The following is a 9991-nucleotide window of genomic DNA, read 5'->3' as shown; positions in this document are numbered from 1 at the left end:
ACCCCAACCCGCCCCCGCCTCCCAGCGACGGGTGTGGGCGGATTCCCTCTTCTCGACAAGCCGGCAGGCATGGTTATGGGAAGAGCATTGGCGCGTTCCGTCAGCGCCCGGAGGCCTTCATGTCCGCAGAGACCCACCCCCAGCGGGAAACCCATTCATTCCAGGCGGAGATCCAGCAGCTGCTGAGCCTGGTCATCAACTCGCTCTACAGCCACCAGGAGATCTTCCTGCGCGAGCTGGTGTCCAACGCGTCCGACGCGCTGGACAAGCTGCGCTTCCGCTCCATCACGGAGCCGGAGCTGCTCAAGGACGAGCCCGCGCTGGAGCTGAGAATCGTCCCCAACGCCGACCAGGGCACCCTCACCATCGAGGACACCGGCGTCGGCATGACGCACGACGAGCTGGTGAAGAACCTGGGCACCATCGCGCACTCCGGTTCGCGCGAGTTCCTCCAGGCGCTGGCGCAGAAGGGAAAGAATGACGTGCAGCTCATCGGCCAGTTCGGCGTGGGCTTCTACAGCGCGTATCTCGTCGCGGACCGCGTGGAGGTGGTGAGCCGCGCCGCCGGTGAGACGTCCGCGTGGAAGTGGGCGTCGGAGGCGCACGGCACGTTCACGGTGGAGCCGGCGGAGAAGGCCACGCGCGGCACCGCCATCACGCTGCACCTGAAGGCGGACCAGAAGGAGTTCCTGGACGAGTGGAAGCTGAAGCAGCTCATCACCCAGTACTCGGACTACGTGGGCCACCCCATCAAGCTCCAGGTGACGAAGCAGGTGGGCAGCGGGGACACGCAGGCCACGGAGCAGGCGCTGGAGGTGGTGAACAAGGCCAGCGCCCTCTGGCAGCGTCCGAAGAGCGAAATCACGGACGAGCAGTACCAGGAGTTCTACAAGCACCTGACGCACGACTTCGACAAGCCGCTGGCGTGGACGCACTTCAAGGCGGACGGCACGCAGCAGTTCACGGGTCTGCTCTTCGTGCCCAAGCACCCGCCGTTCGACTTGAACTCGCAGCAGCAGCGCGGCGTGCGGCTGTTCGTGAAGCGCGTGTTCATCATGGACCGCTGCGAGGACCTGGTGCCGCAGTGGCTGCGCTTCGTGCGCGGCGTCATCGACTCGGACGACCTGCCGCTCAACGTGTCGCGTGAGATGTTGCAGGACTCGGCGGTGGTGCGCGCCATCCGCAAGCACGTGGTGAAGAAGTCGCTGGACCTCCTGGAGAAGCTGGCCAAGGACAAGCCGGACGACTACCGCACGTTCTGGGAGTCCTTCGGCACGGTGGTGAAGGAAGGCCTGACGCTGGAGACGGAGTACCGCGAGAAGCTGGGCGCGCTGGTGCGCTACGAGTCCTCGCGTGAGGAGGGCCTCACGTCGCTGGCGGACTACGTGGGCCGCATGAAGGAGGGCCAGGAGGCCATCTATTACGTCTACGGCGAGAGCCGGAAGGCGGTGGCGGACAGCCCGCACCTGGAGGCGCTGAAGCAGCGCGGCTACGAGGTGCTCTTCATGACGGACCCGGTGGACGAGTGGGCCGCGCAGGGCCTGCGCGAGTTCCAGGGCAAGCCGCTGGTCTCCGCGCTCAACGCGGACCTGAAGCTCCAGTCCACGGACGAGGAGAAGAAGGCGAAGGAGCAGCAGTCGGAAGGGCTCAAGGGCCTGACGGACAAGATGAAGGACGTGCTGAAGGAGGACGTGCGCGAGGTGCGCGTGTCGGACCGCCTCACGGACTCGCCGGTGTGCCTGGTGGTGTCGGAGGGCGGCACGCCGGCCTACCTGGAGCGCCTGCTCAAGGAGCGCGGCAAGGGAATGCCGCGCATCAAGCGCATCCTGGAGGTCAACCCCAAGCACCCGGTCATCGAGCACCTGCGCGGACTCCTCGCGAACGACCCGGCCGCGCCGCAGGTGGGCGAGTGGATTGAGCTGCTCCACGACCAGGCGCTGCTCACGGAGGGCAGCCCTCTGAGCGACCCGAACCGGTTCGCCCGGCGCATGACGGCGCTGCTCACGCAGGTGGCCGCCCGGAGCTGATGTTCCCGTGCGTGAGCGGGTCGCGAGGCCCGCCACGCACAGCTCATCCCCTGTTCGCCAGCTCCGCCTTCTTCAGGTCCACGAGCAGCGCCTCACCGGTCCACTGGCGGCGCTGCCCCTCTTCCGCCTCGCGGATGAGCTCCACGAGCCGTGAGTTCACCGGCGCGGAGACGCCGTGTTGGTGGGCCAGCCGGACCACCTCGCCGTTGAGGTAGTCCACTTCCGTCTTGCGGCCCGCGTGCAGGTCGTCCCACATGGACGAGCGCGCCTTCGGGTCGATGGCCAGCATCTTCTTCGCCAGCACCGAGAACACCGCGTCCGGCGCCCCCAGCAGCACCGGAATCCATCCCGGCGGCAGCGGCGTCAGCTTCGCGGGCTTCACCCCGGCGCGCCCCAGCACCGCCAGCGCCTCGCCCTGCGCAAGCGCCAGGCACCGCCGCCATGCGCGCTGTGACAGCTCCTCCTTCAACGGGAGGTTCGCCAGCGCGTTGAGCGCGTTGTTGAGGTTGAGCAACAGCTTCGCCCACTGGACCGCGACGATGTCCGAGTGCTGCTTCAACGCCAGCCCCGCGCGGGTGAATGCATCCACGAACGGCGCGAGCGCCGCGTGCCGCTCCACCTCCAGCGTGCCTTCCGACCCCGCGTGGAAATGGCCCTGCCCTTGCGCCGCGACGTTGAAGGGCACCATCCCCGTGAGCACCGTACGGCCGGGCAGCAGACCGCGCACCACCGCCGCGTTGTGCAGTCCGTTCTGGAAGCTGATGACAATGGCCCCGGGCTTGAGCCTCGGCGCGAGCGTCTGCCCTGCCTCCTCCGTCGCCGCGGACTTCACCGTGACGAGCACCAGGTCCGCCGTGGACAGCGCCTCCGGCCCCGTGTCGATGCGCACGTCCGCCGCGGGCACCTTCAGGTCCGCGCCCTGCCAGTCCGTCAGGTGCAGGCCGTGCGTACGCACCTCCGCCACCACCCGCTCGCGGCCAATGAAGCGCACCGTCGCGCCCGTCGCGGCGAGCCGCCCACCCACGTAACAGCCGATGCTGCCCGCGCCGAAGACGACCACCTCAGGAGTCGAAGCCATGGGCGCGCATTGTGGCACGCGCGCTCACGTCGCGGGCCACACCACGACGATGAGCACGTCCCACAAGGCATGGCTCACCCAGGACGCGGCAGGCGTCCGGCGCCACTCGGCCAGCGCGCCCCAGGCGAGCGACGTGGGAAGCGCGGCCAGGGCCAGCAGCGGCTCACCGAAGCCCAGCAGCACGATGCTCGACAGCACCGCCGACCCGGCGACCGCGCCCCACCGGCCCAGCCGGGGACGCAGCGCGCCCTGCACCCACCCTCGCCAGAACAGCTCCTCCGCCGGAACGAGCAGCAACACCAGGGCCAGCGCCGTCCCCAGCGAACCCGTGCCGAACGTCGCGTAGACGGATTGCAGCGGCGCGCAGAGCGCGTCGGTGAAGCCGCCGCAGAACGCCCACAGGAAGGCCCTCGCACCCGCGAACAGCACCACCGCCTGGGCGACACCCCACGCGGTATCCAGGAGCGACAGGGAGGGAGGCGGCCTTCGCCAGGGGCCCATCGCCCGCCACGTCACCGCGAGCCAGACGGCGCAGAAGACGGAAGCGACGGCGAAGAAGCGCGGCGGATGCACGTGCACCAGCGCCGTCCAGGCCAGCACGCCGCCAGCGGCCGCGACCCGCCAGAGTGGCAGGGCCGCGTCACCGGCTGACGGCGGTCCAACGTGAGAAGCAGTCATCGCGCGCGGCAGCGTACCCCGGCGCGATGGACACCGGCGGGCACGTTCACGCGTGCACCGCCGGCGCCGGTACGAACCTTCACGACACTACGGGAGGCACGCGCCGCTGCCCGCGCCGTCGCTCACGCACCGGTAGCCCGTGCGGCACGACCCCTGGGTGTTGCCGCTCGACGGCGTGCAGGTCACGAAGCAGTAGGCGGTGGCGCCCCGGTCGTTGCTGTAGCAGTCCGAACCCGACGGACAGCCGGCCGTCATGCAACTCTGGGTGCAGTAGCCGCCCGGGAAGCTGGCGCCGGTGAGGCACTGGCCCCCCGTGCCACACGTGCTGTTGGTGGTGCAGGCCCCACCGATGGTCGTCGTGGGCGTGTGGTCGTCGTCCGACTGGTAGGGCACCAGCGTGAAGCTGATGTCGCTGGTCGTCTTGCCCTTGGTGACCGTCACGGTCTCCACCTGGGTGGTGTCGCGCCAGAAGCCCACGCGATCGCCGTCCTCGAAGTAGTCCCCTTCGCCGGTGTCGTCGATGGACGCCAGCACCAGGTAGTCGCGCGGGGTCACCTTCAGGCTGTAGTTGTACCCACCGGCCGCGCGCACCACGGAGATGCCGTCGTCGTCGACCTGCACCTCGCCCGCCGCGTCCAGGTACGCGAACCCGATGACGGCGTCCTTCTCATCCGAGGCGCCCACGCGGAACTTCACCAGCACCTGCGCGTTGCCCGCGCTCGACGCGCCGGTCAGGTCGATCTGCGCCACGTAGCTGCCCGGCGCCAGCGAGCCCGGGGTGACGGTCACGTTCAGCGCCGTGGACTTGTACGCGGGGACCGACAGCGAGGTGCTGGAGACGGACACCGCGGAGGCGTTGGCGCCGGAGACGGCCACGCTCACCTGCAGCGTGCCACCGCCGTTGTTGCGCACCGTCAGCGCCTGCGACGACGCACCGGTGAAGGACAGCTGCGTGGTGGTGATGGCGAGCTTCGGGGGCAGCGTCGGGTCACCGCCGCCCTTGGCGCGCAGCACCGCGGCGTACGCGTCCACCAGGCCCGCGCCGCAGCCCTCGGAGCACTGGCTCGTCTTGTCCGCGGTGTCCTTCAGGATGGCCTCCACGTCCGCCGCCGTGAGCTTGGAGTCCTGCGCCAGCATCAGCGCCACGATGCCCGCCACGTGCGGGGTGGCCATGCTGGTGCCCTGGTACCACTCGTAGGAAGGCTGGTTGGTGCTGTTGGGCAGCGTGGACAGCACGCCGTCCGGGAAGCCGTCGCCGTTGCGGTCCTCGCTCGTCTGGCCACCAGCGGCCATCACGTCCACCTGCGTGCCGAAGTTGGAGTAGCTGGCGCGCTTGCCGTTGAAGCGCACCGCGCCCACGCAGATGACGTTCTGCTGGTTGCAGGGGAAGCTGCCGTTGGTGTTGACGTTCTCGTTGCCCGCGGCCACCACCAGGATGGCCCCGCGCGCGTTGGCCGCGTTGATGGCGGTCTGCATCTCCGTCGACGCAGGACCGTCGCCGCCCAGGCTCATGTTGATGACCCGCGCGGGCGTGGTGTTCAGCCGCACGCCGGTGACGGGGCCGCCGCTGGCCCAGGTGACGCCGGCGATGATGTCCGCCAGCGAGCCGCCCTGCGTGCCCAGCACGCGCACCGGCAGGATGTTGCGGCCGGACCAGGTGACGCCCGCCACGCCCAAGCCGTTGTCGGACGACGCGCCAATGGTCCCCGCCACGTGCGTGCCGTGGAACGATGAGCCGCCGTTGGGCAGGTCCTTGCCGTTGTCCGTCGGGTCCGTGTCCACGCCGTCGCCGTCGCCCGCGTTGGTGAGGCTGGAGATGAGGTCCATGCCCGGCAGCACGCGCGAGTTCAGGTCCGGATGCGACGTGATGCCGGTGTCCACCACCGCCACGACGATGGACGCGCTGCCCGTGCCCAGGTCCCAGGCCGCCGGCAGGTTCATGTTCTTGTAGTGCCACTGCCGCGAGTAGAGCGGATCATTCGGCACGGCCTGCGCCCGCACGCGGACGTTGCTCTCCGCGTTCTGCACGCCCTGCACGGCCAGCACCTGGGACAGCACGCGCACGTGCTCCGCCTGGGTGAGCGCGCGCACGGTGGGCGCGCCACCGGACATCGCCTGGGGCTGGCTCACCTCGTAGCGCAGCAGGTGCTGCGTATCGCTCAGGAAGGCCTGGTGCACGACGTGGTAGCCCGCGACGCGCGCCTGCGCGACGGCCTCCTCCGCGGACAGGCCCGGCGTGTCGAAGCGGATGATGATCTCTCCCGGCAGCAGCGACGCCTCGTGCGTCAGCTGCTTGGACGGGATGCCCGTGCGCCACACGCCTTGCGCGGCAAGGGCCTTGGAGACCTTCTGGGACAGGTTCTTCGCACCCGGCAGGGAGAAGAACGCATCCAGCGACGAGCTGGCGTTCGCGGCGGCGGAGCCAGCCTGGAACGGCTGCAGGGAGCCCGAGACGGTCCCCTTCGCCGCATCAGTGTCGTCATCATCGTCTTTGTTGTCGCCGGGACAGGCCGCGAGACCGAGCAATCCCAGGAGGGCAAGGCGGCGGAGCATGAACGGAATCCTTGGAAGAACGTGTGAGAGCGTCCGACCCTAGGTCCGCTGCGGGCAATGCGTCCAGCTGTCCGGGGCCTGGCTGGCTGGTCTCCCTTCCTTCGCGGTTTTGCCCTCACGCAAGGTGTTGTCTGGAAGGCAACGCGCAGCTTCGCAGGCAACAACGGAGGACTATCTCCCCAGGTCCTGCAACACCGCCTCCGCCGCGCGGCGCCCCGACGCGAGCGCTCCGTCGATGGACGCGTTCTCGCGGTGGTCTCCGCACACGTAGAGCCCCGCGGCCAGCCGCACGGGCCGGTGCGGCTCCACCAGCGCGGACGGAGGCTGCGCGGGCAGTGCCTCCGCGAGCGTGTACGTGCGCAGATGCCGCCACGCGGACACCGCCGCGCCGAACCACTCCGTGAGCTGCGCACGCACACGCGCCTCCAGTGAGTCCTCGCCGCCCGGGTCGTCCACCACCGACACGGACACCAGCGCCTGGCCTGGGGGTGCGTACGCGGCGGAGACCTCGCTCATCACCGCCACGTTGTTCACCGGTCCGCGCCCCTCACCATTGAGCACGAGCCACGGCCCCTCCACCGGCGGCTCCGGCGCCGCGAAGTACAGACACGTCACGCGGTTCATCCGGGGCGCGGGCATGCCCACGAGCAGCGACGCCGCGCTGCCTGGGTCCGTCGCCACCACCACGGCGTCCGCGTGCAGCAGCTCACTGCCCGGCAGGCGCACGCGGTGCCCCCAGACCTCCTCCACGCGCACGCGCATCCGCAGCGCGCCTGAGGGCAGCTTCGCCGCCAGCTGTTCGGGGATGGCGCCCATCCCTTGCGCGGGCACGGACGCGTAGCCCGTGGAGAACATCCGGAACACGAACTCCAGCATCCGGCTGGACGTCGTCAGCCCTCGCTCCAGGAAGATGCCGCCGAGGAAGGGCGTGAAGAACGCTTCGAGCATCTCCTCGGAGAAGCCCAGGTCCAGCAGGAAGCGCCGCGACTCCTGCTGGGGCCGCTGCCACAAGTCGCCCAATTCGCCAGACGTCGCGTGCTGCCGCAGCTCCAACACGCGCAGCTTGTCCGACAGACCTCCTGGTGCGTCGAACAGATGCGACACCGCCGTGACGGGATGCCGCAACGGGTCCGCAAGCGTGTGCAGCCGCCCACCCCGCCACACCTTCGCGCCGGGGATGAAGCGTTGGAGCGAGAGGGCCTTCAGGTCCAGCACCCGCTGACCTTCCGGGTAGGCGGTGAGGTACACCTGGAAGCCCCGGTCCAGCAGGAACCCTTCGTGCGAGTCGGTGCGCACTCTTCCGCCCGGTGAGTCCCCTGCTTCCAGCACGTGCGCGTCCACGCGGGCCTCGAGCAGCGCCGTCGCACACGCCAGGCCCGCGAGCCCCCCACCCACCACGATGACCCCGGGCCGCTTCGCCATGGTCCGCCTTCCGTACGAGCGTTCGGACCCTGGCTTGATAACGCCAGGACGTGCAAGCAAGACTCTGGTTCGGTTGCGGGCATCCGACAGTTACGGCAAAGGTTGCCGTGTGCACGGTGCTCCAGGCACACCCACGCAGGCATCCGCCCGCGTGCCCTTTGGAGAGAAAGAGCAGGAGTTCCCCATGCTGATCGTGATGCGCCCAGACGCGACGGACCAGGACATCGAGCGAGTGAACGATGAGATCCGCCGCCGTGGCTGGCATCCGCACGCGATCGCAGGGGGCTCTCGCACCGCCATCGGCATCACCGGCAACCCGGGCGCGGTGGAGCCGGAGCCCTTCCGCGTGCTGCCCGGCGTCGCGGACGCGGTCGCCATCTCCCAGCCGTTCAAGCTGGTCAGCCGCGAGGTGAAGCCGGAGGACAGCCTGGTGCGCGTGGGCGACCTCACGCTCGGCGGCGCGGCCATCCACGTCATCGCGGGTCCCTGCTCCGTGGAGTCGCGCGAGCAGATCATCTCCACCGCGCAGGCGGTGAAGCAGGCGGGCGCCACCATGCTGCGCGGCGGCGCGTTCAAGCCGCGCACCAGCCCCTATGAGTTCCAGGGCCTCAAGGGTGACGGCCTGGCGCTGCTCGCGGAGGCTCGCAAGGAGACGGGCCTGCTGGTGACGACGGAGGTGAAGGACACGGCGACGCTGGACTCCGTCGCGCAGCACACCGACATCCTCCAGGTGGGCGCGCGCAACATGCAGAACTTCAGCCTGCTGGAGGCGGTGGGCGAGACGCGCAAGCCCGTGCTGCTCAAGCGCGGCATCAGCGCCACCATCAAGGAGCTCTTGATGGCGGCCGAGTACATCGTCGCGCGAGGAAACACCCAGGTCATCCTCTGCGAGCGGGGCATCCGCACGTTCGAGAACATGACGCGCAACACGTTGGATTTGAACGCGGTGCCCATGCTCAAGGCGCTCACGCACCTGCCGGTGTTCGTGGACCCGTCGCACGGCATCGGCGTGCGCAAGGCCGTCCCCGCGATGATGCGGGCCGCGGTCGCCGCGGGCGCGGACGGCCTCATCGTGGAGGTGCATCCGGATCCGCCGCGCGCCAGGTCGGACGGCTTCCAGTCGCTGGACTTCTCCGAGTTCGAGAAGGCCATGGGTGAAGTGCGGGCCATCGCCCAGGCGATGGGACGCGAAATGGTCAGGCTGGGATAGGCCATGACACTCAAGGAAGCGCTGGGCAAGGTAGTGGGCCGGCGCGACCTCTCCCGCGAGGAGATGGCCTCCGTGATGGGCCAGATGCTCGCGGGCGAGGCATCCGCCGCGCAGGTCGGTGCGCTGGCGGCCGCGCTGCGCATGAAGGGAGAGACCGAGGACGAAATCCTCGGCGCGGCGGAGGCCATGCGCGCCTGCGCGGCGAAGATTGCTCCCCTGGCGGAGGTGGTGCTCGACACCTGCGGTACGGGGGGTGACGGAGCGCACACCTTCAACATCTCCACCGCGGTGGCCTTCGTGGCCGCCGGGGCGGGGGTGACGGTGGCCAAGCACGGCAACCGCGCGGTCTCCAGTCGCTGCGGCAGCGCGGACGTGCTGGCGGCGCTGGGCGTGTCCATGGAGCGGGCGCACGCGCAGGTGGCGCGAGACATCGACGAGCACGGGGTGGGCTTCCTCTTCGCGCCCTCGCACCACAGTGCGCTGAGGCACGTGGCGCAGGCGCGCAGGGACCTGGGCTTCCACAGCGTGTTCAACCTGCTGGGGCCGCTGACGAACCCCGCGGGCGCGCGCTACCAACTGCTGGGCACGTTCGACCGGCAGCGCGTGGAGCAGACCGCGCGCGTGCTGGGGCGCCTGGGCAGCCGGCGCGCCTGGGTGGTGCACGGACACGACGGGCTGGATGAGATTTCGCCGTGCGCGCCCACGGAGGTCGCGGAGCTGTGCGCGGACGGCACCGTGCGCCGCTTCACCGTGACGCCGGAGGACGCGGGCCTGACGACGGTGCCGCGAGAGTCCATCGCGGGAGGCGACGCGGACGAGAACGCGAAGCGCCTGCGCGGGTTGCTCGCGGGAGAGCGTGACGGAGTGCGTACGGCGGTGCTGCTCAACGCGGCCGCCGCGCTGCTCATCGTGGGGCTCGTGGACACCCTGAAGGAAGGTGTGAAGCGGGCCGAGCACGCCATCGACTCCGGGGCCGCCGAACGCAAGCTCGCGGCGCTCATCCAGAGGGTCGCGGCATGACGG

At 70.0% G+C, this 9991-nt stretch carries 7 protein-coding genes; 3 read left to right on the top strand and 4 right to left on the bottom strand.

All coding sequences use genetic code 11. The features are described 5' to 3' along the window. The first annotated feature begins 119 nt into the window (after positions 1–119). A complete protein-coding gene (gene htpG / locus D7Y15_RS28955) occupies positions 120–2027 on the top strand; it encodes a molecular chaperone HtpG (protein WP_121754577.1) in 1908 nt (635 codons plus the stop codon). A 43-nt stretch (positions 2028–2070) separates the two neighbouring features. Here the strand turns inward: htpG and D7Y15_RS28950 are convergent, their stop codons facing one another. The 4 genes from D7Y15_RS28950 to D7Y15_RS28935 all read right to left on the bottom strand — a co-directional run bounded on the left by D7Y15_RS28950 (position 2071) and on the right by D7Y15_RS28935 (position 7758). Continuing rightward, complete coding sequence (locus tag D7Y15_RS28950) at positions 2071–3105, bottom strand: 2-dehydropantoate 2-reductase (RefSeq protein WP_121754576.1); 1035 nt, start codon at positions 3103–3105, stop codon at positions 2071–2073. Positions 3106–3129: 24 nt separating this feature from the next. Beyond that, positions 3130–3783 (bottom strand): CPBP family intramembrane glutamic endopeptidase, encoded by a 654-nt coding sequence (locus tag D7Y15_RS28945; protein WP_233605122.1) that lies wholly within the window; start codon positions 3781–3783, stop codon positions 3130–3132. 87 nt (positions 3784–3870) lie between these two features. Continuing rightward, a complete protein-coding gene (locus tag D7Y15_RS28940; protein ID WP_121754574.1) occupies positions 3871–6336 on the bottom strand; it encodes a S8 family peptidase in 2466 nt (821 codons plus the stop codon). 171 nt (positions 6337–6507) lie between these two features. Beyond that, positions 6508–7758 carry an NAD(P)/FAD-dependent oxidoreductase gene (locus tag D7Y15_RS28935; RefSeq protein WP_120578341.1) on the bottom strand — a complete coding sequence of 417 codons (1251 nt, stop codon included), beginning with the start codon at positions 7756–7758 and terminating at the stop codon, positions 6508–6510. A 184-nt stretch (positions 7759–7942) separates the two neighbouring features. Here D7Y15_RS28935 and aroF point away from each other — a divergent pair, with 184 nt between their 5' ends. Both aroF and trpD read left to right on the top strand, forming a co-directional pair. Next, positions 7943–8968, top strand: a complete 1026-nt coding sequence (gene aroF / locus D7Y15_RS28930) for a 3-deoxy-7-phosphoheptulonate synthase (protein ID WP_121754573.1) — start codon at positions 7943–7945, stop codon at positions 8966–8968. Positions 8969–8971: 3 nt separating this feature from the next. Next, positions 8972–9988, top strand: coding sequence for an anthranilate phosphoribosyltransferase (gene trpD / locus D7Y15_RS28925; protein WP_120578339.1), 1017 nt, complete (start codon positions 8972–8974; stop codon positions 9986–9988). Positions 9989–9991: the final 3 nt, after the last annotated feature.

Origin of the sequence: Corallococcus sp. AB030 (assembly GCF_003668965.1) — a bacterium.
GTDB classification, from domain to species: domain Bacteria; phylum Myxococcota; class Myxococcia; order Myxococcales; family Myxococcaceae; genus Corallococcus; species Corallococcus exiguus.
The sequence above is the reverse complement of the archived record's forward strand: the minus strand, read 5'-3'. Positions and strand labels throughout refer to the sequence as shown.